This is a genomic window from Kitasatospora acidiphila (genome assembly GCF_006636205.1).
Lineage (GTDB): Bacteria > Actinomycetota > Actinomycetes > Streptomycetales > Streptomycetaceae > Kitasatospora > Kitasatospora acidiphila.
On record NZ_VIGB01000003.1, the window covers coordinates 6101369 to 6124790 of the forward strand.

The following is a 23422-nucleotide window of genomic DNA, read 5'->3' on the forward strand; positions in this document are numbered from 1 at the left end:
TGACCCCTTGTGGGAAGTGGAATGAACGGGGATGTGCGGTGACGCCGGGTCAGAGCTCGGCGAACTGCTCCAGTTCCTCGCCGAGAGCGGTCCGCAGCTTCACCAGTGCCCGGGCGGCCCGCGAGCGCACGCCGCTGGCGCTCAGGCGCATCATCGCGGCGGTCTCCTCCACGCTGCGGTCCTCCCAGTAGCGCAGGACCAGCACGGTGCGGTCCTGCACCGGCAGCTCGCCCAGCGCCTTGAGTAGGGCCAGGCGCAGCTCGGGCTCAGTGTCGTGCACCGGTTGTTCGCTGAAGGTCGACGTCACGTGCTCGCCGCTGCTGCGCCGGCGGCGGTGCGTCAGGAAGGTGTTGACCAGCACGGTCTGCGCGTAGGCGGTCGGGTTGTCGAGCCGGCTGATCTTCCGCCAGCGGGCGAACAGCCGCGCAAGCGTCTCCTGGGCCAAGTCCTCGGCGAGATGCGCGTCACCGCCCGTTAGCAGGAATGCCGTGCGGACCAGATGGCACCCCCGGGCGGCCGCGAAATCCCTGAAGTCCAGCGGCTGCGCCGACGTGCCGCTCGATGGTGTGCGCTTCATGACCTTCCAACGCGATGGGCCTCAGGTTGCGTCCCGGTCGTGCCGGTGACGGCCCGGAGTGGTGCCGAAGGCGTGCCGGAACGCCTCGATGAAGGCGCTGGGGGAGTGGTAGCCGCAGGCGGTCGCGGTGGCCGTGACCGAGCGGCCCTCGGCCAGCAGCACCAGCGCGTGGTGCAGTCGCAGTTGGGCCCGCCACTGCGGAAAGCTCAGGCCCAGCTCGCGGCGGAACAGCCGGCTCAGGGTGCGCTCCCCGGCGCCGACCGCGCGGCCGAGCTCGGCCAGGGTGCGCGGATCGCCGGGGTCGGCGGTGAGCAGCGCGGCCAGGTCGCGCAGCCGGGGATCACGCGGTTGCGGTAGCCCGAGCGGCAGTTCGGGCGCCTGGCGCAGCTGGTCCAGCGCTGCCTGCTCCAGGGTGCGGGCGGGCCGCCCGGTGGGCGCGTCGGGTCCGGTGAGGGCGGCGATCAGCTCGCGCAGCAGCGGGCTGACCGCGAGCACCGCCGGGCCGGCCAGCCGCAGCGGATTGACCGTCGCCGGGAACACCAGGCAGCGCAACTCGCTCGGCCCGTGCGCCTGGTGGGCGTGCGGCACGCCGGCCGGCAGCCAGACCGCGCGGTACGGCGGCACCACCCAGCTGCCTTGCGCCGTGGTCATCCGCAGCACTCCGCGTCCGGGCCAGGCCAGCTGGTTGACGTCGTGGTAGTGCCATTCGACCCGCTCCCGGTCGGCCATCGGGCGCAGTGACGGCCCGGGCGCGTCCCGGTGGGCCCAGGTGTGGCGGGTTGGCGACACAACTGGGCAGGATAACGGAAGCCGGAACACCCTGTGGACGGTCAGGCTGGGTCCATGACGAGCCGTGAGACCGGTGTCTGGCGCCGGATGCGACTGTGGGGCGCGGCGCATGCCGTCGACGACCTCTACCAGGGCCTGGTGCCCGCCATGGTGCCGTACTTCGTGCTGGAGCGCGGCTGGGGCTATGTGGCGGCCGGCGGACTGACGCTGGCCGCCACGCTCGGCAGCGCGCTGCCGCAACCGCTGATCGGCCTCGCGGTGGACCGCTGGCGGCTGCCCTGGCTGGCGGCGGCCGGGGTGGCGCTGGCCGGGACGGGGGTGGGGCTGTCCGGGCTGGTCGGCGGCTACCCGGTGGTCTGGGCGCTGCTGCTGCTCTCCGGAATCGGGGTGTCGATGTTCCACCCGGCGGCCGGCAAGGCGGCCCGGCAGGCGGCGGGGGAGAGCACCGCCGCGATGAGCGTCTTCGCGGCCGGCGGCAGCGTGGGCTTCTTCCTGGCTCCGGTGCTGGCCACTCCGGCGCTGGCGGCCTGGGGGGTGAAGTCGACCGCGCTCTTCCTGGCGCCGGCGATGCTGACGGCCGTGCTGCTGCACCGGGCCGGTGGGCGGCGCGGGGCGGCGGCGACCGGGGTGGCGGCCCGGACCGGTGGGACGGACCACTGGGGGCCGTTCCTGGTGCTCACCGGGGTGGCCGTGGTGCGCTCGATGGTCTTCTTCGGGGTCAGCACCTTCATCGAGCTGTACTGGCTGCGTCAGCTGCACGCCTCGCACGCGCTGAGCGGGGCGGCGCTGGCCTGCTTCCTGGCCGGCGGGGTGACCGGGACGCTGGGCGGCGGCCGGCTGGCGGACCGGATCGGCATGGTGCGCACCGCGCAGCTGGGGACGGTGCTGATCGTGCCGGTGCTGCTGGCGCTGCTGCTGGTGCCGGGCCGGTATCTGCCGCTGCTGTTCGCGGTGTTGACCGGGGCGGTGCTCAATCTGCCGTTCGCGGTGATGGTGAAGCTGGGGCAGGACTATCTGCCGAGCCGGCCGGGAACGGCGGCCGGGGTGACGCTGGGGCTGGCGGTGAGCGTCGGCGGGCTGGTCGCGCCGCCGCTCGGTCTGGTGGCTCAAGCGCACGGCCCGCGCGGGTGTTGGCGGTGGTCTGCGCGATGCCGGTGGCCGCCGTGCTGCTCGGGGCGTTCCTGGTGGAGCCGGAGCGGCTCAGGCGGTCGGGGCGGCCGTCATCGGCCGGTTCGGCAGATCCCGGTGCCGGCGGATCGGCGAGCACAGCAGCACCGTCGCGGCCAGCGGTACGGCCGCGCAGCTGAGCCACATCGCCGTGCCGAGGCCGAACGCCTGGGCCAGGCCGCCGCCGAGCAGCGCGCCGATCGGCATGGTGCCGTAGACCACGACGGCGGTGGTGGCGCTGGTGCGGCCGAACATCTCGGCGGGCACGTACCGCTGGATGAAGGTGGCCCGCAGCACATTGCCGGCCACCACGCCGCCGGAGACCGCCAGACCGCCGACCAGGTAGCAGGCCGCGCCGGCGCCCTTGTCGGCGAGCGGGATCAGCAACGCCAGGACGGGCAGTCCGAGTTGGAAGAGCAGCAGGGCCCGGGCGGTGCCGATCGCGGCGCCGACCCGGCGGGCCACCGCGGCGCCGGCGATGCCGCCGAGGCCGGACAGCGCGATCAGGGTGCCGATCAGGCCCTGCGGCAGCCCGGCGCGGTTCAGCAGGAAGATCACCTGGATCGACTGGTAGGCCGTCAGCGCCAGGTTGGAGAGCCCGCCGTAGGCGAGGATCGAGCGCAGCCAGCTGTCGCCCAGCACCAGCCGCAGCCCTTCGCCGACGTCCTGCCGCAGGCTGCGCCGGGCCGCCGGCGCGGTCCGCCGCTCGGCCTCGTGGATCCGGGCCGTGCAGAGCACGGAGACCAGGAAGGTCACGGTGTTGGCGAACAGGCCGTTCACCGGCCCGAAGAACTGGGCGATGGCACCGGCCGAGCTCCTGCCCGCGAACTGGGCGACCGAGGCGCTGCCCTGGATCTTGGCGTTGCCCTCGGCGCGGTCCGGCTCGGCCACCAGGGTGGGCAGCAGGGCGGTGTAGGCGGTCTGGAAGAAGACGGCGCTGACTCCGGCGCAGAAGGCCACCGCCAGCAGCTGGGGGAAGGTCAGCAGGCCGAGCGTGCCGGCCACCGGAATGGTCAGGTAGAGCAGCAGCGAGCAGGCCGCCGCGGCCAGCATCACCGGCCGGCGGCGCAGCCGGTCCACCCAGGCGCCGGCCGGCAGGCCGAGCAGCAGCCAGGGCAGCCAGGCGGCGGCGGTGAGCGAGCTGACCTTGAGCGCGTCGGCGTGCAGCACGACGGTGGCGATCAGCGGTAACGCCAGGTTGGTCACCGAGCCGCCGAACTGGCCGGTCACCTCGCCGGTGTAGAGGAGCCGGAAGTCGCGGTTGCGGCGCAGCAGGCTGCTGCCGGGCGTGCCGACGGTGGGGGCGGTGGTCGGGACCGCGGTGCGGGTCAGGGTGCGCATCAGGACTCCTCGTCGGTGGCGTGCTCGTCGGTGGCGCTGTCGGGGCCGTACATCGGCAGGGTCTGGAACTGGATCAGCACCGGGCGGGCCTCGGCGGGCCGCGGGGCGTCGGGCTCCGGCACATGGCGGCGGATCACCGCCAGCAGTTCGGCGCCGAGGGCTCCCAGCTGCTCCGGCGTCATCCACACCTCGCCCCAGTCGGACATGTTTCCGGTGCCCACCCACTCGGGGGTGAGCGGTGTGGCCAGGGCCCGGGCGGCGCGCTGGAAGGAGCGCTCCAGGTAGTGGCGCTTGTAGACGTCGAGCGCCTGGGCGGTCGCCGGGTCCACGGTCAGCTCGGCGCTGTTGAAGGTCATCTTCGGCGAGCTGCGCTGCCACCAGCGCTCGCGCTTGGTGCCGCGCTCCTGGTCCTCGTTGATGAACCCGTGTTCGGCCAGCTGGCGCAGGTGCCAGCTGAGCGTTCCGGTGTTCTCGCCGAGGCGCTCGGCGAGCTTGGCGGAGGTGGCCGGCCCCTCGTCGGTCAGCAGGTCCAGGATCCGCATCCTCAGCGGGTGGGCCAGGGCGCGCAGGCTGCGCGGGTCGACGGTACGGGCCTGCGGGGTGGGCTGTTCGTCGTTCACGTCGTCGTCCATGACCACGAAGATATCTTGCAGAGGATTCTCTGCATAGAGCAATCTGCAGAGAATCCTCTGCAACTTTGAGCCGTGAGCGCGCTGCCCCCGATCCGTCACCGGCGCGGCGTACCGTGTCGCTGATGGACGACCCGACGAACGACGATCACGCCGAAGCCCGCTGGGTGCCCGAGCCGGACAAGCGGCCCGGTCGCACCGCCTTCCAGCGCGACCGCGCCCGGGTGCTGCATTCCGCCGCGCTGCGCCGGCTGGCCGGCACCACCCAGGTGGTCGCCCCGATGCGCAGCGACTTTCCCCGCACCCGGCTCACCCACTCGCTCGAATGCGCCCAGGTGGGGCGGGAGTTGGGGGCGGCCCTGGGCTGCGACCCGGATCTGGTGGAGACCGCCTGCCTCTCCCACGACCTGGGCCACCCGCCGTTCGGGCACAACGGTGAGCAAGCGCTTGATCTGGCCGCCGCGGCCTGCGGCGGCTTCGAGGGCAACGCCCAGTCGCTGCGCATCCTCACCCGCCTGGAGCCCAAGCGCTTCGCCCCGCTGGACGAGCCGGCCGCCCGGCTGGCCCCCTGGCCGGGCCGCAGCGTCGGGCTCAACCTGACCCGGGCCGCGCTGGACGCCGCCACCAAGTACCCCTGGCCGCGCGGCGGCCACCCCACCGACCCCGACTCGCCCAAGTTCGGCGTCTACACCGACGACCTGCCGGTCTTCCGCTGGCTGCGCTCCGGCGCCCCGCACGGCCGCAAGTGCTTCGAGGCCACCGTGATGGACTGGTCCGACGACGTGGCCTACTCCACACACGACGTCGAGGACGGCATCTACGCCGGCCACATCGACCCCGCCGCGCTGTCCAGCCCCGCCGAGCGGGCCGAGCTGTGCAAGGTCGCCGAGCAGTACGCGCCGGGCGCCGAGCCCGAGGAGTTCGCCGCGGCCCTGGACCGCCTGCAGCGCGAGGAGTGGTGGCCGCGCGGCTACGACGGCTCGCCGCGCTCCCGGGCCGGCCTCAAGGACCTCACCAGCCAGCTGATCGGCCGGTTCTGCCTGGCCGCCGAGCAGGCCACCCGGGCCCGCTACGGTCCGGGGCGGCTCACCAGGTACGCGGCCGAGCTGGTGGTGCCGCGCCCGGTGCGGCTGGAGTGCGCGGTGCTCAAGGCGGTCGCGGTGCGCTATGTGATGCAGCGCGTCGAGCAGGCCCAGCTGCGGGCCCGCCAGCGGGTGGTGATCGCCGAGCTGGCCGAGCTGCTGTCCGCGGGCGACCCCGCCGAGCTGGACCCGGTCTTCGCCGCCCAGTACGCCCACGCCGCCGACGACGGCGCCGCGCTGCGCGCAGTGATCGACCAGATCGCCAGCCTCACCGACGCCTCCGCCCTGGCCCTCCATGCCCGCCTGACCGGCACGCCTCTGAAGTAAACTTCCCCGAGTGGCCGGGCGGATCAGGGACGAAGACGTACAGCGAGTGCGCGACGCGCTGCCCATCGACGTGGTCGTCGGCGACTACGTACAGCTCACCAATGGTGGCGGCGGCCAGCTGAAGGGCGTCTGCCCGTTCCACGACGAGAAGTCCGCCTCCTTCTACGTCAGCCCCAGCAAGGGTGTCTTCCACTGCTTCGGCTGCCAGGAGAGCGGCGACACCATCACCTTCTTGCAGAAGATCGAGCACTTCTCGTTCGCCGAGGCCGTGGAGCGGATGGCCGCCCAGGCGAACATCACGCTGCGCTACGAGGAGGGCGGCTACAACAGCCGCGGCCAGCAGGGCGAGCGCACCCGGCTGGTCGAGGCGCACAAGGTGGCCGCCGCCTACTACCGGGAGCAGCTGGAGGGCGCGGAGGCCGAGATCGGCCGGGCGTTCCTGGCCGAGCGCGGCTTCGACGCCGCCGCGGCCGCCCTCTTCGGCGTCGGCTACGCCCCGGCCGGCTGGGAGCACCTGGTGCGCTACCTGCGCGGCAAGGGCTTCACCGACCGGGAGATCCTGCAGGGCGGCCTGGCCTCGCAGGGTCAGCGCGGCGGCCTGATCGACCGGTTCCGGGGCCGCCTGGTCTGGCCGATCCGGGACGTGGCCGGCGAGGTGGTGGGCTTCGGCGCCCGCCGGCTGCGCGAGGACGACAACGGCCCGAAGTACCTCAACACCCCCGAGACGCCGATCTACAAGAAGTCGCACGTCCTCTACGGCATCGACCTGGCCAAGAAGGAGATCGCCAAGTCCGGCCGGGCCGTGGTGGTCGAGGGCTACACCGATGTGATGGCCTGCCACCTCGCCGGTGTCACCACGGCGGTGGCCACCTGCGGCACGGCGTTCGCCGAGGACCACATCAAGATCATCCGCCGGCTGCTGATGGACACCTCGGCCTACCGCGGCGAGACGGTCTTCACCTTCGACGGCGACGCGGCCGGCCAGAAGGCGGCGCTGCGGGCCTTCGAGGACGACCAGAAGTTCGCCGCCCGCACCTCGATCGCGATCAGCCCCGGCGGCATGGACCCGTGCGAACTGCGGCTGGCCCAGGGTGAGGAGGCGGTCCGCGAGCTGATCGCCCACCCGGTGCCGCTGTTCGAGTTCGCGCTGCGCACCACGGTGGCCCGGCACCGGGTGGACGCCGCCGAGGGACGGGCCGCCGCCCTGGAGGAGGCCGCCCCGATCGTCGCCAAGATCAAGGACCCGTCCATCCGGCACGAGTACGCCGTCCAACTGGCCGGCCTGCTGGGCATCCTGGACGAGCAGTTCGTGGTCCGCCGGGTGTCCCAGATCTCCCGCTGGCAGCGGGAGGCGCCGCAGCAGGGGCGCGGGCAGCAGCGCGGCCAGGCGGCCCGCCAGCAGCCCGCCCCGCAGCCGGCCGCCGCGCCCCGGCTGAACCCGCATGACCGGGCCAGTTCCGCGGAGCGCGAGCTGCTGAAGCTCGCGCTGCAGCGGGCCGAGGTGGTCAACCCCTACTTCGACCAGTTCGGCGAGGACGAGTTCACCACCCCGCAGTACGCCGCCGTCCGGCGGGCCGTCGGCAAGGCCGGCGGCACGGTCTACGGGCAGGGCGTGCCGGGTTTCCTCGGCCTGGTCAACGAGGCCGCGGAGAACGACCAGGTCCGCATGGTGATCGCCGAACTGACCGTGGAACCGCTGCGCCACAAGCTCGTTGACGAGCACTACGCGGGGCAGATCCTGGTGGCGGTCCGGCTGCAGGCGGTGGACCGCCGGCTGGCCGAGGTGCACAGCCACCTCCAGCGGATCGCCAGCCGCTCCACCGCCGAGGAGCTGACGCCGGTGCAGCAGGAGCTCTACGCGCTGCAGCAGTACAAGGAGAGCCTGAAGACGCGCGGCGCCGCCGGCCTGTAGCACACCGGTGCGGTACCGGTGCGGCCCCGGTGTGGCGCAGCGCACGCTGGAAGGGCCACACTGAAAGGGTCTCAGTCCGTCGTGGTACGGGCCCCAGGGCCCGCGGAGGGTGGGCCCCTTGGAGATCGCCAGACCGGCCGAGGTCGTGCTCGACGAGCTGGACGAGCCGCTCGGCGAAGAGCCCGGCCAGCCGTCGGACGAACCGCCGGCCGAGGAACCCGCCGAGCCGCTCGCCGCCCTGCGGGAGGGCACCGGCCCGGCCGCCGACCTGTTCCGCCAGTACCTGCGCGAGATCGGCCGGATCCGGCTGCTCACCGCCGCGGAGGAGGTGGAGCTCGCCCGGCAGGTGGAGGCCGGCCTGTTCGCCGAGGACCACCTGCACCGCCACGGCCTGCCCGACGGCCCGCTGGCCGACGAGCTCGACCAGCTGGTGGTGCTCGGCCGCACCGCCAAGCGCCGCTTGATCGAGGCCAATCTGCGCCTGGTGGTCTCGGTCGCCAAGCGCTTCACCGGCCGCGGGCTCACCATGCTCGACCTGGTGCAGGAGGGCAACGTCGGGCTGATCCGCGCGGTCGAGAAGTTCGACTACACCCGCGGCTACAAGTTCTCCACCTACGCCACCTGGTGGATCCGGCAGGCGATGAGCCGGGCCCTCGCCGACCAGGCCCGCACCATCCGGGTGCCGGTGCACGTGGTGGAGCTGATCAACCGGGTGCTGCGGATGCAGCGCAAGCTGCTCCAGGAGCGCGGGGAGGAGCCGACCCCGCCGAGGTGGCGGTGGTCCTGGAGCTCACCGAGGCCCGGGTCCGGGAGGTGCTGCGGCTGGCCCAGGAGCCGATCTCGCTGCACATCCCGGTCGGCACCGAGGAGGACGTGGCGCTCGGCGACCTGATCGAGGACGCCGACGCCGCCGAGCCCGCCGAGAGTGCGGCCTTCCTGCTGCTGCGCGAGCACCTGGAGGCAGTGCTGGCCACCCTCGGCGAGCGCGAGCGCAAGGTGGTCGAGCTGCGCTACGGGCTGGTCGACGGGCGGGTGCGCACCCTGGAGGAGATCGGTGAGCTCTTCGGCGTGACCCGGGAGCGGATCCGCCAGATCGAGTCCAAGACCCTCGCCAAACTGCGCGACCACGCCTTCGCCGACCAGCTGCGCGGCTACCTCGACTGACTACGGCACGGTGACCGACGGCGGCGCCGTGACCGCCTACGGCACGGTCCAGCGCTGGGCGCCGGTGCCGTTGCAGTTCCAGATCTGGAGCTGGGTGCCGTTGGTGGTGTTGCTGTTCGGCAGATCCAGGCAGAGGCCGGACGGCGGGTTGAGCAGTGAGCCGTCCGAGCGCGGCCACCACTGCTGGGCCCCGGTGCCGTTGCACGGCCACAGGTCCACCAGGGTGCCGGGTGTCGTCCCGCTGTTCGCCACGTCCATGCAGTTGCCGAGCACCTGGAGGCTGCCGTCCGAGGCCGTCGTCCACTGCTGGGCGCCGGTGCCGTTGCAGTCCCAGATCTGGATCTTGTTGCCCCAGGAGAGTTTGCTCTGGTCGTCGTCCACGCACTTGCCCGCCAGCCCGGTGATCCGGCCGGTGACCGGGGTGGCCGGGCCGGTGTCGAAGGAGGGCGGGGCGTCCGCCGGCGAGGTGCCCCAGTTCTGCGGGTCGGTGCTGCTGAGCCCGTAGGCCAGGGTGCCGCCGTTCTGCACGAAGCCCTCGCTCAGCCACGGCTGCTGGGACGGTGAGCCGTTGACCTGCAGGCTGGTCACATAGGGCGTGTTGTCGGCCGCGCCGGGCGCGGTGATGTCGATCACCACCCCGTTGCCCCGGGTGATCGTGATGCCCGGGAACAGCGGGCTGGCCAGTGCCAGTTCGGCCCGCCCGGGGACCTCCGGGTACATCCCGAGGGCGGCCCAGACGGCCCAGGCGGACATCTCGCCGAGGTCGTCGTTGCCGGCCTCGCCGGTCGGGCCGTACGAGTACAGCGTGGTCAGCGCCTGGCGGACCACGGCCTCGGTCCGGTCGGGCCGGCCCGCGTAGTCGTAGAGCCAGGGGATGGCCGTCGACGGCTCGTTCGCCAGGTAGGCGCCCGCCGACCACGGGCCCGCGTTCAGGCCGTTGGCGAAGAGCGTGTCCAACCGGGAGCCCACCGGGCCCGGGCCGCCCAGCGCGGCGAACAGACCCTTGGGGTTCTGCGGCACCAGCCAGGTGTACTGGGCACCGTCGCCCTCCAGCCACCCGTTCTGCGAGGTCGGGGCGAAGCTCGGAAAGCTGTGGTCGGCGTTGCGCGGTTCGAGGTACAGGTCGTTGTTGTTGAGGATGTCGCGCCAGTTCGAGGAGCTGTGCAGCAGTACGTCGTGGATCGCCGTGTCGCCCAGCCGGGAGGCGAGTTGGGAGATCGCGAAGTCGGCGGTGGCGTACTCCAGGGTGGTGGCGCCGCTCCAGCTGTTCGCGGCCGGCACGAAGCCCTCGCCCGCCTCGCTCTGCCAGCCCGGCCGTTCGTTGTCCTTCACGGTGCCCTGCCAGGACTCCCAGAGCAGGTTCCAGTAGTCGAAGTCGATGGCACCGAAGGCGACCAGGTCGCTGCCGATGATCGGCAGCGGATCGCCGTTCATCACCCCGGTGTTGCCGTTGGCCAGTGTCCAGCGGTCCAGGTATCCCGCCTGGGCCCCCTGGTCGACGATCGACTGGGCGACGTCCGAGGCCTGCTGCGGGGCCAGGAAGGCCAGCAGCTGCGCCTGGGAGCGGTAGACGTCCCAGCCGGAGAAGTCGGCGTACTCGGCGTGCCCCGCCGCGGCGGTGTGGAGCTGCCCGTCGAAGCCCGGGTAGCGGCCGTCGGTGTCGCTGAACACGCTCGGGTCCTGGAGGACGTGGTACAGCGCGCTGTAGAAGGTCACGGTGTCGAAGACGTTCCCGCCCGCCACGGCGATCCGTTGCAGCATGCCGTTCCAGGCTCCCCGGGTCGCCGACTTGACCTGGGCGAAGCTCTCACCTCCCTGCTCCGCCTGGAGGTTGGCGTAGGCGTTGGCCGCGCTGACGAAGGAGATGCCGACCTTCGCCGTGACGGTGGGGTTGGCCGAGGTGTCGAAGGAGACCTGGGCCAGTGACCCGCCGGTGAGGCTGCTGCTGGCGAACGGGCGGTCGAACACCACCGTGAAGAACAGCCGGTAGTGGTTGCCGCTGCCGCAGAAGTTGCCGCTGTCGGTGTAGCCGGCGATCCCGTTGGAGCTGATCGTCACGCTGCCGGTGGCGGCGTTGAAGGCCTTGCCCGCGTCCACGGTGAGCGAGGCGGTCTGGCCGGCCGGGTAGGTGAACTGGGCGATGCCGGAGCGCTGGGTGACCGCGAGATCGGTTCTGATCCCGTCGTCGAAGGTGACCGAGTAGGTGCCGGGCGAGGCCGACTCGTTGCTGTGCGAGAAGGTCGAGTAGCCGGGTGGGCTGCTGCCGGGGAACGGCAGGAACGGGACGTTTCCGTAGTCCCCGCAGCCCGCGCCCGAGATGTGGGTGAGGCTGAAGCCGCGGATCCGGTTGTCGTTGTAGTCGTAGCCGCCGTTCTGGTAGGTGACGGTGTCCGGGCTCCACTGGATCATGCCCAGCGGTGCGACCGCGCCCGGGAAGGTGTTGCCGCCCCCGCGCCGTTGCCGTAGTCGGGGGCGCCCTGGGCGGTGCCGACGAAGGGGTTGACCCACTGCGCGGGGTCGCTGACGGTGATGTGCTGCGTGGTGGCCGCCGCTTCGGGGGCGCGTTGCAGACCGGCCGCGGCCATCAGGGTGACGCAGGCGGTCAGGGCGATCGCCCCGCGCCGGTGCGGGCGGCGCGGGGGGTCGCCCGGGCCCCGCCGAGTGGCGGGGCCGGACGGGTTGGCGGGACTGCCCGGCCGCCGCACGGGGCGGGGCGGGCACGGGGGCCGATGGGGCCGCAGGTGGCGCGAAATTCCGGGGCGTCGCAAGATACGCAACTGAGCCCACCTCCTGACTTTCCGTCAGTGTTCCCTTGCAGAGGGTGATGACTCGGGAGGTAGCGCACCTGTTCGGTAATTTTTTCGGCAAACGGGTTGACAGATCGTCAGGCTGCCATCCCTGATGCCCTAGTGGTGGAAGGCGCTCGACGGCTCGATCCCGCGGTTCTGCAACGGCGCCGGCTGGGCCTGCAGTTCGGGCAGCAGTCGCTCCAGGTCGTCGAGCAGCATGTCGGCCAGGTCCAGGGTGAACCCGTTGCGGCAGACCACCCGCAGCACCGACAGGTCGGTCCGGTTCTCCGGGAAGGTGTAGGCGGGCACCTGCCAGCCGCGCTCCCGCAGCCGCCGCGAGACGTCGAAGACGTCGAACGAGGTGACCGTGTCGGCCACCGTGCAGGCGAAGACCGGGAGTTGGTCGCCGCGGGTGATCAGCCGGAAGACACCCAGCTTCTCGAACCCGGCCGCCAGGTGGCGGGCCACGTGGCGGCAGGACTGCTGGACCGCGCGGTAGCCCTCGAAGCCGAGCCGCAGGAACTGGTAGTACTGCGCGACCACCTCGGAGCCGGGTCGGGAGAAGTTCAGCGCGAAGGTCGGCATGTCGCCGCCCAGGTAGTTGACCTTGAAGACCAGCTCCTCGGGCAGTGCCTCGGCGTCCCGCCAGATCGCCCAGCCGACGCCGGGGTAGACCAGGCCGTACTTGTGGCCCGAGGTGTTGATGGAGGCCACCCGGGGCAGTCGGAAGTCCCAGAGCAGGTCGGTGTCCAGGAACGGTGCGACCATGCCGCCGGAGGCGCCGTCCACGTGCACCGGGATGTCCAGGCCGGTGCGCCGCTGCAGCGCGTCCAGCGCGTCGCAGATCTCCTTGACCGGCTCGTAGGAGCCGTCGAAGGTGGAGCCGAGCACAGCAACCACGCCAATGGTGTTCTCATCGCACAGCGCCAGCGCCGAGTCGGCGTCCAGGTGGAACCGCTCGCCCTCCATCGGCGCGAGCCGGCACTCCACCTCCCAGAAGTTGCAGAACTTCTCCCAGCAGACCTGCACATTGGCGCCCATCACCAGGTTGGGCTTGGCGCCGGCGTCGTAGCGGGCCTGGTTGCGGCGCATCCAGCGGCGCTTGAGCGCCAGCCCGGCCAGCATGCAGGCCTCGCTGGAGCCGGTGGTGGAGCAGCCCACCGCCTGGTCGGGATCGGGCGCGTGCCACAGGTCGGCCAGGATCGCCACGCAGCGCCGCTCCAGCTCGGCGGTCTGCGGGTACTCGTCCTTGTCGATCATGTTCTTGTCGAAGCACTCGGCCATCAGCTTGTCCGCCTCCGCCTCCATCGAGGTGGTGACGAAGGTGGCCAGGTTCAGCTTGGCGTTGCCGTCCAGCATCAGCTCGTCGTGGATCAGCTGGTAGGCGACGTGCGGGAGCAGCGGGACGTCATGCAGTCGGTGCTTCGGCGGGGCCTGGCGCATCGCGCCGATCGGATCGGCCTCGCCCAGCAACGCGTTGACGGTCAGTCGGCGGTCGGTGCTCGACCCCTTGTGCAGCGCCATTCCTCGGATGCCCTTCGGTGGAAGACCAGCAGGGCAATCCACGCTAGGCCATCTCGCCGATCTCCGGGTGGACTTGATCCCGCACCACGCCGTACTGCTGGCGTACTGCGTTACCGAACGGCTGATCCTGCTCCGGTTCCAGCACCGTCGCCCCCGGCAGCTCCCAGTGCGGCGGTTCGGCAGTGCCGGCCAGCGCCCAGGCCGCCTGCCGCGCCGCACCACGGGCCGCGTGGTCCCCCGGTGGCGGTATCACCACCGTGGTGCCGAAGATCAGCGAGGCGTTGTCGCGGACCGCGGGCAGCCGCCCGACCGCGCCGAGCAGGAACACCCGACGGATCGTCACCCCCTTGGCGCGCAGCCGGTCCAGCGCGTCCGCGATGTTGCAGAGCATGCCCTCGACGGCGGCCCTGGCCAGGTGCTCGGGACGCATCGAGTCGGCCCGAAGACCCGTCAGGGTGCCTGCGGCGTGCGGGAGTCGGGGCGTGCGCTCGCCGTCCAGGTAGGGCAGCAGCACCAGGCCGTAGGCGCCGGGGGAGGAGCGCAGCGCCAGCTCGCTCAGCTGCTCCAGGTCGACGCCGAGCAGCTGCGCGGTGGACCGCAGCACCCCGGCGGCGTTGAGCGTGCCGGCCATCGGCAGGTGCCGTCCGGTGGCGTCGGCGAACGAGGAGATGATGCCGGACGGATCCACCACCGGCTCGTCGTGCACCGCGAAGATCGTCCCGGAGGCCCCCAGCGACACCACCGCGTCCCCGGACTCCAGCCCGAGGCCGAGCGCGGCCGCCATGTTGTCGCCGGTGCCGGCCGAGATCAGCAGCCCCTCGGGGGTGTGCCCGGCCGGCTCGTTGGGCGCCAGCACCTCGGGCAGCCGGGTCAGTTCGTGCCCCAGCGCCAGCTTCACCAGGTCCTGCCGGTACTCGCCGGTGAGCGGCGACCAGTAGCCGGTGCCGGAGGCGTCACCCCGGTCGGTGGTGCGCCGCTGCGGATGGCCGAGCAGCTGCCAGACCAGCCAGTCGTGCGGCAGCAGCACCTCGGCGATCCGGCGGGCGTTGGCCGGCTCGAACTCGGCCAGCCAGCGCAGCTTGGCGATGGTGTACGTGGCGGTCGGCACCGCGCCGATCACCGAGGTCCAGGCGGCCGGGCCGCCGAGCGCGTCCACCAGCTGGGCGGCCGCGCCCGAGGACCGCGGGTCGGTCCACAGCAGCGCCGGGCGGACCAGCACCCCGCCCGCGTCCAGCCCGATCAGGCTGTGCCGCTGCGCGGAGACGCCGATCGCGCGCACGCTCTCCAGCAGCCCGCCGTGCGCCGCCTCGCCCAGCGAATGCAGCCAGGACTGCGGGTCCGCCTCGGTGCTGCGGGCCCGGGACGCCTCCGACTCCGGGTGCGGAGCCTTGCCGGAGCGCAGCACCTCACCGGTGTCCGCGTCACACGCGACGATCCGGGTGCGAGTGGTCGAGCTGTCGATGCCCGCGACGATGGCCATGCAGGAGATCATGCCGCAGCCGGGGCACCCGGTTCCGGCGCGGCCCGCAAGTGTTGCGCACTCGGTACGCCCCGGCGCTGCTCGGACTGCTGCCCGGCTCAACGACGGACGGTGCCCCAGCTGTCGTCCTCCGGCCGGCGGCGGTTGAAGCAGGCCACCCGGTCGGTGACCGCGTCCGGCAGCCGGTCGCCGACCCGGTCGGTCACCGCGCCCACCGCCTTGCAGGCCGCCAGGCCCGCCGTCCGGCGGGCCCGCTGGGTGGCATCCTGCACCATCGGGTGCTGGGCGGCCCGGCGGGCGGCCTCGGCCAGCTGCTCGTAGCGCTGCCGGCCGGCCCGGGCGCCCAGCACGTACCCGGCGGCGGCTCCCACGACGAACGAAAGCTTCCACTTCATCTCTCGGTCTCCACCCTTGTGTCGCGGCAGTTGCCGCGGTGCCCTACCCGTCGCGGCCGCCGGTGAACCCCGGAAGTTACCCGGCGGTTCACCCAGCATCCCGCGCCCTGCGCGCCCGCCGCCAACCGGGGTGCGCCGACCAGCGGGGCGCCCCCTCACCTGCTGAAGCGGGGGAAGCGATTGGCGGACCACCCCCTGGATGCGCTAATGTATGTCCCGCAGCGAGCACCGAGCGGTGCGCGCGGCGGAACAGACGATCCCGCATAGCTCAATTGGCAGAGCAGCCGGCTGTTAACCGGCAGGTTTTTGGTTCGAGTCCAAATGCGGGAGCTCAGGCAGCCGTCCTGCGGACGCCTGGTCGTGCGATCCCCATAGCTCAATTGGCAGAGCAGCCGACTGTTAATCGGCAGGTTATTGGTTCGAGTCCAATTGGGGGAGCCACCACGCCGAATGCCCTCCGGCCCGCGCCGGGGGGCATTCGCCGTTTCTCCGGCCGGCCGGCTGCCTCCCGCCGGTCACGCCGGGCTGCCGGTCACGCCGGCTGGGTGGCCTGCTGGAAGAGCGCACTGATCCGGTCGTCGAAGCTGATGCTGTAGGAGATGTCCGGGCTGTCCCGCCCTGCTGGTAGCCGCCGATCACCCCGACCAGCTGCCCGTCGCCGGTCAGCCACGGGCTGCCGCTGGTGCCGTCGGAGAAGCCGGCGCAGTCGAACTCCTCCTGGGTGGCACTCTGGGAGGTGGTCCGCGCCGAGCAGGTGATCGGCTCCTCGTGGTCCGCCGGGTAGCCGGTGACGGTCACCGGGAGGTCGAAGCCGCGGCCGACGGCGATCGGGCTGCCGCCGCCCACCGCGTCCTCGATCTGCCGGCCGTTGTTCGGCTCGACGGTGAGGAACGCCACGTCGTACTCCGGGTCGCCGTCGTCCTGCCAGTGCTGGTCGACGGTCACCTTGGAGACCGCCCAGCTGCCCAGCGGCCCCGAGCCGTTCCGGTAGCCGGGGACGAAGGCCAGCCCCGGCACCGGGCCGTCGCCGGTCTGGTAGACGCAGTGCGCGGCGGTGATCAGCAGATTGCGGCCCGGGCTGTCCACCACGCTGGCCGTGCAGGACCGGGCGTTGCCCTCGTCGGGCAGTTGCAGCACGCCGATCCGGTCGTTCACGCCGTTCGCGGCGGCGGTCACCGCGGTGACCGTGGGAGCGGGGTGCGGCGAGTGGAGCCCGGCCCCGCAGCCCGCCGTGCCGGCCGCCAGTCCGGCCGCGGCAGCGCCCATCGCCACCCGGCCGCGCAGCCGCCGCGCCATCCGTGTTCCACCTCTCGGGCCTGCGTGGCGCGCGCCGCGCCCACATGTCTGACCCAAGATCTACCAAATCCGCCCGGTCCTGCGCCAGGCTTGGCAGGGTGTGAACTCATTCGGTGTTTCAGCTGGTCGCACGGTTGTAGAGGGCCTGGACCGCGTCCCCGAAGTAGCTGCTGTACGACGTGTCGGGGGTGTTCCCGCCCTCCTGGTAGCCGCCGATCACGCCGACCACCGTGCCGGTCCTGGTGCCGGGGTCGTACCCGGTGACCCAGGGGCTGCCGCTGGTGCCGCCGCTGTAGTCCGGGCAGTCGATCCGCAGCTGGGTGGCACTCTGCTGGCTGGTGAGGTTCATGCAGGTGATCGGCACGTCCTGGCTGCTGGGGTAGCCGGTCAGCCGCACCCGCAGCTGGTAGCCCTTGTTGATGCCGAGCTTGTTGGCGCCCAGCACCTGCTGCACCTGCTTGCCGTCCTGCGGCTCGACGATCGCGAAGGCCACGTCCAGGTCGGGGTTGCCGCCGTTCGCCCAGCTCGGGTCGACGGTGATGGCGCCCAGCGGCCAGACCCCGCTGGGCGCGTCGCCGCCGCGGTAGCCGGGCACGAAGACCAGGTCGGACCGCTGCCCCGAACCCGGGTCGTAGACGCAGTGCGCGGCGGTGACGATCAGGTTCTGGGCCGCGCTGTCCACCACGCTGGCGGTGCAGAAGTGGTCGCCGCCGGTGTCGTGCGTGAAGACCGCGCCGACCAGGCCGTTGTTCGCGGTGGGGGAGGCGGTGCGGGTGGTGCCCTTGCGCTTGTCGAAGGCGGCCAGGAAGCGCTTCCGGTTCCAGCCGCTGTCCGCGCCCCGGCCACCGAGCTCGCCGGAGCCGTGCCGGCCGAGGCCGCGCCGCCGTGCCCGCCGCCGGAGGAGCACCCCGTGACGGCCGCCGGGGCGAGCAGCGCCAGCGCCACCGCGAGCACCGCCTTACGCACCGTCATACGCCTCCTCGCCGGACGCGGGGACCGGGAGCGTGCTCATGGCACGCCCCCGGCGAGCACCACGGCTGATCGACCGGATATGCTGCCCGAGGCGGCCCAGCAGGGCCGTCTGTGCTGCGGTGTACCAGCCACGGTGGTGGCAGGTACACGTGGTGAAGTGGGGCGGTAGCTCAGCCGGTTAGAGCAGGGGACTCATAATCCCTGGGTCGTGGGTTCGAGTCCCACCCGCCCTACTCAAGATCCTGATGGGTCGTCAGCAATATCTTGCGCTTGACCTGCGAGAACAGCCCGCCTCAAGCGTAAATCCTAGGGCAACGGCTCCCCAGCAGCGCGCGCGACAGGCCGAGATTCACCCGCCGGGAAACGCTCGGTAAACACGTTGACGCTGACACCGTCCACAGGGCCCTCGTCGTGCCCTTCGGCGGAGGGCATGGCGAAGCGCGGCATGGCGGCGTCCAGACGGCCGACTGCCGTATTGGTGGCCGCACAGGCCCCATCCCCGTGCGCCAGGTTTCATGCAGATGACCGCACAGGCCCCATCCCTGCGCGATCGGTAGACCTCAGCTGGCGGCGAGGATCCTGACCCGCTTCCGAGCCTTCGACCGCTCACGGTGCGTAGCGGCTGCCCTGGTTGCTGCGGCTTCGGTAGGCGGCGCCGGTTCGGCCGCCTGGGTGACTCGGCGGGTCCTCGGGACAACGCTGAGGGAGGCTTCGGCCTGGGCCTGCTTGAACTGCGGGAAGACGGTCGTGTAGGTGTCCCCGGTGATTTGGATGCCGGAGTGGCCCAGGAGGTCGGAGATGTCCTTGAGGGTCAGGCCGGCGGCGTTCGCGATGCCGGCTGTGCCGTGACGGAGGCCATGCAGGGTGATCGGTGGCAGGCCGAGCTTCTCGGCCAGCAGGGCGAAGCGGTGGGTGAGGTAGTCGGGGTGGTACATCGATCCGTCTTCCTTGGTGAAGACGGCCCCGGTGTCCTGCCAAGCGTCGTTCTTGTGGCCGGCGTTCCATGCCTCCCGCTCGGCGATCTGCTGTTCGCGGAGCAGCCGGAGGAGTTCGACGGTCTCCCGGTCGATCGAGATGGTCCGGACGCTGTCGGCCTTCGGCTCTTCCTGGAACGTCTCATAGGAGACGGTGACGATCTGTCGGCTGATGTGGATCGTTCGGGTCTCGAGGTCGACCTCGGACCACGGCAGGGCACAGGCTTCGCCGCGGCGTAGCCCGCGTAGCGCGAGCAGGTGCCAGAGCGTGTGCAATCGGTCGTCGTGGGTTGCATCCAGGAATTGGCCGGTCTGCTCCGGCGTCCACAGCATGACGGATGAAGGCTTCTCGCCGGTGCGCTGCAACTCTGCGACTCGGGCCGGCGTCCACACCAAGGCTCGCGGCCTCGGAGCGGGAGTCAGATGCACGAGGCTGGCCCAATTGCGCGTGACCTTCTCGCTGCTGACGGCATCTTCGAGGGCAGACGAAAGTGTCGCCAGGATGCGGTGCTGGGTGACTGGCCCGGTCAGCCGCTTGAGCTTCTTGCGTTCCTCGGCCAGGAGTGCCTTCGCCTCATCCCACTGCTTGCGCGCCTCCGCCCTCTTCGCCTGGTCGGCGCGTGTGCCACGGGGGATCTGCTTCCACTCGGCCTGCTTGGCCGCGCAGTCCTCGGTCAGTGCCTCGACCCGGGCACGATGTGCGTCGCGGGCGGAGTTCTCGTCTGCGATCGCGCTGAACATCTCGCGGATGTGGTCGGGGCGCAGGTCGACCAACTCGACGTGCCCGATATAGGGCGCGATGACGTCGCGTATGTGCTGGCCGTACTTGTCGGCAGTGGACTTGGCCAGGTCCTCCTTCCCTTCAAGCCACTCCTCCATGTACTGCTTCAGCGTCAGCTTGGAGTGCGGGTCGATGCCGGCCAACGCGAGGTTGTACGCCTTCTTCGCCTCGGCAGATGCCCGCTTCTGCGTCCGGAAGCCGCCTTCGACGGCGCGGTTACGCTTGCCGCCGACCTTCAGCGGCAATTCGATGCTGTAGTACCAGGAGCCGTGGCCCTTTTGGCTCAGCCGGGGGCAGGCGGCCTCCAGTCGGCCGATCCTCTGGTTGCCGTCCTCGTCGAGCATGGGCTGCCCTTTCAGCACCCCTCGCCGGTGGAACAGCGGCCCCTCGCAGCTGCATCGCTTGTACGTCTTGTCCTCGAACAATTCGCCCCCCAAGGCGTGTCGAGCCGACACGCAGGTCAGTAGCCCTGCGTGATTCCCGTGCACCAGGTAGTGCTAGGTCGATCTATCTTGCCTTGCGATGGGGACAGTGCCGTATGCTCACAGCTAGTTGTGCGCGGGGGAGAAGCGCGGCAGCTGATGACAACTGCAACACCGGTGAGCTCACGCGAGTCGCATCTGATGACTCTGAGTGAGCTGCTTGAACTGCCGGCCACGGTCAGTGTTGAGACGGCCGCTCGGGCGCTCGGTATCGGCCGCAACAAGGCGATGGAGCTGATCCGGGACGGTTCGTTCCCGGCGAAGACCTTGAGGCTCGGCGGGGTGACGAAGATTCCTACGGCTTCCTTGTGGGAGGCCCTAGGGGTGCCGATGCTGCCTCGATGACTTGGTCGTCGCGGCAGAGGTGGCGGCAACTTAAAGAAGAGTTGCCACTGATCGGCTCAAGGTACGGCGACTAGGTAGGTAGGACGGCATGCCGCCACGGATGTACGGCTTCGAGGACAGCAGGTTCAGCCAGCTGCGCGATTCCGAGGTGCCAGCAGTACGAGGTGCTGCCTCGCGCCGTCTCCTTGGCCAGAACAAGGCCGAGATCGCCGAGTGGATGAACAGCGAGGGTTACCGCGGCACACGGGGCGCCGCTTGGACTTCGATGACGCTCGGTCGGCTTCTGCGTTCGCCCGAGATCGCCGGCCTGACCGTCGGCGAGAACGGCGAGCTGGTGGAGAGCGGCAAGCCCGTCATCATCACGCCCGAGGAGTTCCGTAAGCTCCAGGCCCTCGACACCGAGACCGCGCGTGCGCCCCGCCAGGAGGCGTACGACTACCTGTACACCGGCGGCATGGCTGTCTGCGGGGAGTGCAAGCAGCCGATGACGTCTGCCCGCTCGAACTCCGACACGCCCGGCTACCGGTGCGGCGACGCCAACCGCACGGACCGACCCGGCGGGTGCGGCAAGACCCGCATCGCCGCAGGGCAGCTTGAGGACTACGTCGCGGAGTACGTGCTCGCCGAACTCCTTCGCCCCAGCGCGCAAGAGGAGATGGCGAAGGTGCGGCAGGAGCTCGGGGCAGAAGCTGAGCAGGCCCGCGCCCGGATCGAGGAGCTGAAGGGCGCAGCCGGTGCGCTCGCCGACTCGTACCTCAACGGCGAGGTCACGCGGGAGACGATCGTTGCCGTCGAGCAGAAGGCGAAGGGCGAGATCAAGCAGCTCCGCACGCGCCTTCGCTTCCTCGAACAGGCCGTAGCGGCCCCGCAGCTCGGCAACGTGGACGACCTGATCAAGTGGTGGAATCACGCCCCGACGGCCTCCAAGCGCGCCATCGCGATGCTGTTCCTCATCTCCATCGAGGTCTACAAGGCGAGCGCACAGGGCATCCGGCACATCGAGCCGGGCAGGGTCGTCCTGAAGTGGCGCAGAGAAGGACAGTAGTCATCAACAGCTCCGCGAGTAGTACCTGCTGGGACGTTGGCACTGGGCTGCGGCACCTTGGCGTCATCGTGGACGGCAGCCGGCGATGGGCGAAGGCTCGTGCGCTGTCCACCGCCGATGGGCACCGTGCCGGTGCTGAGAAGATCCACGAAGTACTGGACTGGTGCGAGGAGAGCGGCATCCAGGTCGTCACCATGTGGGTCCTGTCCGTCGCCAACCTTCGGCGCCCCGCCGACGAGCTCTCGCCGCTGCTGAACATCATCGAGGACCTGGTCCTCGATCTTCACTGCACGGGTCGTTGGGACGTGAGGCCGATCGGAGACTTCGGACTGCTCCCGAAGCGCACGGCCGCCATCATGAGCTTGGTGGCGGGGGCCGAGAAGCCGCAGCCGGGCGCGATGCAAGTCAACGTGGCTGTGGCCTACGGCGGCCGGGAAGAGCTGGTCGGGGCCGTGCGCCGGTCGGTCGCCGAACTCGCTGCGCGCGGCTACAACGCCGAGGACATCGCGGAGGCCCTGGAAGAGCGGGACATCGCCCGTCATCTCTACACCAGTGGCCAGCCCGACCCTGACCTGGTCATCCGGACGTCCGGGGAGCAGCGCCTGAGTGGGTTCATGGCGTGGCAGGGCTTCCAGAGCGAGCTGTACTTCTGCACCTCGCTGTGGCCGGACCTGACCCGCCGGGACTTCGACGCTGCTCTGGCCAGCTATGACCGCCGCTCACGCACCAGAGGTGCCTGAGCGGCGGCTCGGCGGCTGTCAGACGCCTGCTGACACACCGTCTGGCTGCTGGGACGCCTTGCGGCGCAGCGCGGCGGTCGCGGGGATCGACAGACCGACGATGAGCAGGATGATCGCGATCCCGGACAGCGAGGGAGACAGCACCTTCTCCAGGTCCAGCGACCATGGGCTGCCCGCCGTGTAACTGACGAGGTAGGAACCCTTGCTGGCTCCGTAGCCGATGCCGAACAACGCGGCAACGGCCGCCACCGTCAGGCCCGTGGCCTGCCGTCGCCGACCGGCCCGGCGGTTGATCGCGCCTGCCTTGAGGCACAGGAACACCAGCTCGGCGCAGGTGACGGCAACGTAGGACAGATAGACCAGGAGGTAGGCGTTCACGGTGTGGTTGCCCGCGAAGTCGGTCGTGAACGTGATGTCGGGCGCATCGTCCGACGCGGCGATGAACAGGGGGACCAGGGCTGCTGCGACGCCGAACGCCAGGAAGATCCGGTAGCCGGCGTGGGTCGGCACCGCCCACTGTTCGTAGGCCCAGTCGACGAGCATGATCTGCAGACTGCAACACCAGGCGACGGCACACAGATGAGCGCCAAGCTTGGCCAGGTTATGGATGCCCGAGAGCGCCTCGACAGCGTCGGCAAGGGCCGGGATGGCCAGGGCCACGCCGATGGTGCAGACGGCGAAGGCGCAGGCTCGCGCCCACCTGGAGATCCCGTAGCCTCCGTCGTGCCGCTTGCGCCAGGCGACCAGCAGGTTCGCTGCCGTGCCTCCCAGCCCAACGGCCGTGCACAGCCCAAAGACCAGGGCGTCCACCATGCCTTGCCAGCCTCCTCAGTTGTCGGCGGCACGCGCCGCCATCTCGGTGTCACTGCGCCTACCCCCACGCCGCCGGCCGGGCCGGGTGGGTTCCGGCGCCAGCGGTGGAACGTCCGGAACCTCGGGGACGGGGGCGGTGCTCAGCGAGCGCCGTGCACGGATGTCGCGCGCGGCAGCCACGAGCTCCGCCGCAGCCTCGGGCCCGAGGCCGGCGACCAGGCGTACGGCCTCCCGTATGCCCGGTTCCTGCTGGTAGGCCGTCAGACCTGTCAGGTCGTCCCAGCCGGGCAGCAGGTAGGCAGCAGGGGCATCGAACGCTTGGGCGACCGCTTGGATGGTAGTACAAGGAGGATTGGTCTTGCGTCCATTGAGTAGGTCGTTGATCACGGCGTGCGACAGGGAGGGGGGATCTCCGTCGGCTGGCGCGGTTCGGGCTGCGAGTTCTCGAACGGACGGCGTATGCCCGATGGTGACGGCCAGTCGGCGCAGCAGGAGGTCCAGCTTGCCGGCCAGCGTCGTGGGCACCTCGGAGGGGGGCGGCGCGGTCATGGATGCGACCCGCGCTCAGAACGGCTTGTCATGGCCCCCATCTGCACTGATGCCCCATCCGTCGATTGTAAGTTTTCGTTGACATCCCGTAGCGACACCATGCAAGCTACCGGAAGGTCGTCGATCATGGACGACTTGGGGGTGTCCTGCCGGGCTGGCGGAGTGCCGCATGCCCGTGTGCATCTCCCGTATACGATCCGCGGCCCGCTTGCCGCGAGGGGGAATCCTGATGATCGACCGCGCCAGGGT

The 23422-nt window shown here is 71.1% G+C and carries 19 protein-coding genes, 3 tRNA genes and 2 pseudogenes; 10 read left to right on the forward strand and 14 right to left on the reverse strand.

Features of this window, described 5'->3' with window-relative positions:
- Positions 1-49: 49 nt before the first annotated feature.
- Positions 50-577, reverse strand: a complete 528-nt coding sequence (locus tag E6W39_RS28860) for a SigE family RNA polymerase sigma factor (RefSeq protein WP_141635983.1) — start codon at positions 575-577, stop codon at positions 50-52.
- Between the two features lie 21 nt (positions 578-598).
- A complete protein-coding gene (locus tag E6W39_RS28865) occupies positions 599-1366 on the reverse strand; it encodes an AraC family transcriptional regulator (protein WP_407658493.1) in 768 nt (255 codons plus the stop codon).
- An 87-nt stretch (positions 1367-1453) separates the two neighbouring features.
- On the opposite strand from E6W39_RS28865, the pseudogene E6W39_RS28870 reads away from it, so the two are divergent.
- A pseudogene (locus E6W39_RS28870) lies at positions 1454-2673 on the forward strand (MFS transporter).
- Here the strand turns inward: E6W39_RS28870 and E6W39_RS28875 are convergent.
- Positions 2567-3874, reverse strand: a complete 1308-nt coding sequence (locus tag E6W39_RS28875; protein WP_141635985.1) for an MFS transporter — start codon at positions 3872-3874, stop codon at positions 2567-2569. The pseudogene E6W39_RS28870 and the gene E6W39_RS28875 sit on opposite strands and share 107 nt — an antisense overlap.
- Positions 3874-4506, reverse strand: coding sequence for a winged helix-turn-helix domain-containing protein (locus E6W39_RS28880; protein ID WP_141635986.1), 633 nt, complete (start codon positions 4504-4506; stop codon positions 3874-3876). Before E6W39_RS28880 ends, E6W39_RS28875 begins: the two co-directional genes overlap by 1 nt.
- Before the next feature lie 122 nt (positions 4507-4628).
- Here E6W39_RS28880 and E6W39_RS28885 point away from each other — a divergent pair, with 122 nt between their 5' ends.
- From E6W39_RS28885 to E6W39_RS28895, 3 genes and pseudogenes are all read left to right on the forward strand, one after another.
- The gene (locus E6W39_RS28885; RefSeq protein ID WP_141635987.1) at positions 4629-5912 is read left to right on the forward strand and encodes a deoxyguanosinetriphosphate triphosphohydrolase; all 1284 of its coding nucleotides are present in this window, start codon (positions 4629-4631) and stop codon (positions 5910-5912) included.
- 10 nt (positions 5913-5922) lie between these two features.
- Positions 5923-7824, forward strand: coding sequence for a DNA primase (gene dnaG / locus E6W39_RS28890; RefSeq protein WP_141635988.1), 1902 nt, complete (start codon positions 5923-5925; stop codon positions 7822-7824).
- A 124-nt stretch (positions 7825-7948) separates the two neighbouring features.
- Positions 7949-8988 (forward strand): annotated as a pseudogene (locus E6W39_RS28895) (RNA polymerase sigma factor).
- 36 nt (positions 8989-9024) lie between these two features.
- Here the strand turns inward: E6W39_RS28895 and E6W39_RS28900 are convergent.
- The 5 genes from E6W39_RS28900 to E6W39_RS28920 form a co-directional block, all read right to left on the reverse strand.
- Positions 9025-11397, reverse strand: a complete 2373-nt coding sequence (locus tag E6W39_RS28900; protein ID WP_141635989.1) for a GH92 family glycosyl hydrolase — start codon at positions 11395-11397, stop codon at positions 9025-9027.
- The gene (locus tag E6W39_RS39780) at positions 11394-11693 is read right to left on the reverse strand and encodes a hypothetical protein (protein ID WP_181799482.1); all 300 of its coding nucleotides are present in this window, start codon (positions 11691-11693) and stop codon (positions 11394-11396) included. Before E6W39_RS39780 ends, E6W39_RS28900 begins: the two co-directional genes overlap by 4 nt.
- Positions 11694-11894: 201 nt before the next feature.
- Positions 11895-13301 (reverse strand): glutamate decarboxylase, encoded by a 1407-nt coding sequence (locus tag E6W39_RS28910; RefSeq protein WP_141635991.1) that lies wholly within the window; start codon positions 13299-13301, stop codon positions 11895-11897.
- 43 nt (positions 13302-13344) lie between these two features.
- Positions 13345-14781, reverse strand: a complete 1437-nt coding sequence (locus E6W39_RS28915) for an FGGY family carbohydrate kinase (RefSeq protein WP_141635992.1) — start codon at positions 14779-14781, stop codon at positions 13345-13347.
- Positions 14782-14879: 98 nt separating this feature from the next.
- The gene (locus tag E6W39_RS28920; protein ID WP_141635993.1) at positions 14880-15176 is read right to left on the reverse strand and encodes a hypothetical protein; all 297 of its coding nucleotides are present in this window, start codon (positions 15174-15176) and stop codon (positions 14880-14882) included.
- 257 nt (positions 15177-15433) lie between these two features.
- Here E6W39_RS28920 and E6W39_RS28925 point away from each other — a divergent pair.
- Positions 15434-15506 (forward strand) — tRNA-Asn (locus tag E6W39_RS28925).
- 36 nt (positions 15507-15542) lie between these two features.
- Positions 15543-15617 (forward strand) — tRNA-Asn (locus tag E6W39_RS28930).
- Here the strand turns inward: E6W39_RS28930 and E6W39_RS28935 are convergent.
- Together E6W39_RS28935 and E6W39_RS28940 are read right to left on the reverse strand one after the other, a co-directional pair.
- Entirely contained in the window at positions 15588-16472 is an 885-nt protein-coding gene (locus tag E6W39_RS28935) for a trypsin-like serine peptidase (RefSeq protein WP_141635994.1), read from the reverse strand. The two genes, E6W39_RS28930 and E6W39_RS28935, sit on opposite strands and share 30 nt — an antisense overlap.
- Positions 16473-16590: 118 nt before the next feature.
- The gene (locus tag E6W39_RS28940) at positions 16591-17379 is read right to left on the reverse strand and encodes a trypsin-like serine peptidase (RefSeq protein ID WP_228718399.1); all 789 of its coding nucleotides are present in this window, start codon (positions 17377-17379) and stop codon (positions 16591-16593) included.
- A 224-nt stretch (positions 17380-17603) separates the two neighbouring features.
- Between E6W39_RS28940 and E6W39_RS28945 the strand changes: the two genes are divergently transcribed.
- Positions 17604-17677, forward strand: a tRNA-Ile gene (locus E6W39_RS28945).
- Positions 17678-18004: 327 nt separating this feature from the next.
- Here E6W39_RS28945 and E6W39_RS28950 read toward each other — a convergent pair.
- Complete coding sequence (locus tag E6W39_RS28950) at positions 18005-19543, reverse strand: tyrosine-type recombinase/integrase (protein WP_141635995.1); 1539 nt, start codon at positions 19541-19543, stop codon at positions 18005-18007.
- Between the two features lie 237 nt (positions 19544-19780).
- Between E6W39_RS28950 and E6W39_RS28955 the strand changes: the two genes are divergently transcribed.
- The 3 genes from E6W39_RS28955 to uppS all read left to right on the forward strand — a co-directional run bounded on the left by E6W39_RS28955 (position 19781) and on the right by uppS (position 21811).
- Positions 19781-20026: a helix-turn-helix domain-containing protein gene (locus E6W39_RS28955; protein WP_228718400.1), complete on the forward strand. Its 246-nt coding sequence runs from the start codon at positions 19781-19783 to the stop codon at positions 20024-20026.
- A gap of 100 nt (positions 20027-20126) precedes the next feature.
- Positions 20127-21071 carry a recombinase zinc beta ribbon domain-containing protein gene (locus E6W39_RS28960; protein WP_181799483.1) on the forward strand — a complete coding sequence of 315 codons (945 nt, stop codon included), beginning with the start codon at positions 20127-20129 and terminating at the stop codon, positions 21069-21071.
- On the forward strand, positions 21050-21811 hold the full coding sequence (gene uppS / locus E6W39_RS28965; RefSeq protein WP_141635997.1) for a polyprenyl diphosphate synthase: 762 nt from the start codon (positions 21050-21052) through the stop codon (positions 21809-21811). The genes E6W39_RS28960 and uppS overlap by 22 nt, the downstream gene beginning before the upstream one ends.
- Positions 21812-21829: 18 nt before the next feature.
- Here the strand turns inward: uppS and E6W39_RS28970 are convergent, their stop codons facing one another.
- Together E6W39_RS28970 and E6W39_RS28975 are read right to left on the reverse strand one after the other, a co-directional pair.
- Positions 21830-22624, reverse strand: a complete 795-nt coding sequence (locus E6W39_RS28970; RefSeq protein ID WP_181799484.1) for a hypothetical protein — start codon at positions 22622-22624, stop codon at positions 21830-21832.
- Between the two features lie 15 nt (positions 22625-22639).
- Positions 22640-23173, reverse strand: a complete 534-nt coding sequence (locus E6W39_RS28975) for a hypothetical protein (protein ID WP_141635998.1) — start codon at positions 23171-23173, stop codon at positions 22640-22642.
- Between the last annotated feature and the right edge of the window lie 249 nt (positions 23174-23422).

What these genes read in the sequence shown, in the direction of transcription:
- E6W39_RS28860 (WP_141635983.1), bottom strand. Translation starts at nt 577, where the DNA reads ATGAAGCGCACACCATCGAGCGGCACGTCGGCGCAGCCGCTGGACTTC.
- E6W39_RS28875 (WP_141635985.1), bottom strand. Translation starts at nt 3,874, where the DNA reads ATGCGCACCCTGACCCGCACCGCGGTCCCGACCACCGCCCCCACCGTC.
- E6W39_RS28880 (WP_141635986.1), bottom strand. Translation starts at nt 4,506, where the DNA reads ATGGACGACGACGTGAACGACGAACAGCCCACCCCGCAGGCCCGTACC.
- E6W39_RS28885 (WP_141635987.1), top strand. Translation starts at nt 4,629, where the DNA reads ATGGACGACCCGACGAACGACGATCACGCCGAAGCCCGCTGGGTGCCC.
- E6W39_RS28900 (WP_141635989.1), bottom strand. Translation starts at nt 11,397, where the DNA reads ATGATCCAGTGGAGCCCGGACACCGTCACCTACCAGAACGGCGGCTAC.
- E6W39_RS28910 (WP_141635991.1), bottom strand. Translation starts at nt 13,301, where the DNA reads ATGGCGCTGCACAAGGGGTCGAGCACCGACCGCCGACTGACCGTCAAC.
- E6W39_RS28915 (WP_141635992.1), bottom strand. Translation starts at nt 14,781, where the DNA reads ATGGCCATCGTCGCGGGCATCGACAGCTCGACCACTCGCACCCGGATC.
- E6W39_RS28920 (WP_141635993.1), bottom strand. Translation starts at nt 15,176, where the DNA reads ATGAAGTGGAAGCTTTCGTTCGTCGTGGGAGCCGCCGCCGGGTACGTG.
- E6W39_RS28935 (WP_141635994.1), bottom strand. Translation starts at nt 16,472, where the DNA reads ATGGCGCGGCGGCTGCGCGGCCGGGTGGCGATGGGCGCTGCCGCGGCC.
- E6W39_RS28950 (WP_141635995.1), bottom strand. Translation starts at nt 19,543, where the DNA reads ATGCTCGACGAGGACGGCAACCAGAGGATCGGCCGACTGGAGGCCGCC.
- E6W39_RS28955 (WP_228718400.1), top strand. Translation starts at nt 19,781, where the DNA reads ATGACAACTGCAACACCGGTGAGCTCACGCGAGTCGCATCTGATGACT.
- E6W39_RS28960 (WP_181799483.1), top strand. Translation starts at nt 20,127, where the DNA reads ATGTACGGCTTCGAGGACAGCAGGTTCAGCCAGCTGCGCGATTCCGAG.
- E6W39_RS28970 (WP_181799484.1), bottom strand. Translation starts at nt 22,624, where the DNA reads ATGGTGGACGCCCTGGTCTTTGGGCTGTGCACGGCCGTTGGGCTGGGA.
- E6W39_RS28975 (WP_141635998.1), bottom strand. Translation starts at nt 23,173, where the DNA reads ATGACCGCGCCGCCCCCCTCCGAGGTGCCCACGACGCTGGCCGGCAAG.